At 39.9% G+C, this 561-nt stretch carries 1 protein-coding gene; it reads right to left on the bottom strand.

Annotated elements, in window-relative coordinates; genetic code table 11:
* Positions 1–151 precede the first annotated feature (151 nt).
* Positions 152–561: DDE-type integrase/transposase/recombinase (locus B371_RS0100045; RefSeq protein ID WP_019412337.1), on the bottom strand; the 410-nt coding region annotated here is incomplete at its 5' end.

Below are 561 nucleotides of genomic sequence, written 5' to 3'. Positions count from 1 at the left end.
CCTTCCACTACAATCATTCTTCATTTAAAATCAACAGTGATAACAATATATTTTTAAAAATAAATATAAAAATTTGTTTTATCTTGTAAAAAGAAAGTAGCCAAACCTATTAGACTGACATAACGATTTGATACACATATAAAACACCTCTTTAGGCTGCTTGCGCCCCAAATTCTTTGGGCGTCAGGTAGCCTAATTTTTCTAGGATCCGGTCTTCGTGGTAATAGCGCATGTATTCATTCACCTTCTCCATGACATGGATATTGGGCATCGAATTGAATTTGACGTACTGGAATTCCTCCGATTTGATATTGGAATGGAACGATTCAATGACCGCATTATCCCAACAGTTTCCACGCCGCGACATACTGCTCACAAGATGGTTCTCCTTGACCAAATCCTGGTACGCATACGAGGTATAGACGCTTCCTTGATCGGAGTGGATAATGACGCCTTCCGGATTCCCACGCATCTCCAGTGCTTCTTTCAATGTATCGGTGACCAACGTCGTTTGTTGATGATTGTACATCTTGTAGGCGACAATTTCATTATTGAACAGGT

The sequence above is a fragment of the Paenisporosarcina sp. TG20 genome, from assembly GCF_000286315.1.
GTDB lineage: Bacteria > Bacillota > Bacilli > Bacillales_A > Planococcaceae > Paenisporosarcina.
Note: the sequence above shows the minus strand (reverse complement) of the source record. Positions and strands in the feature narration are given on the sequence as shown.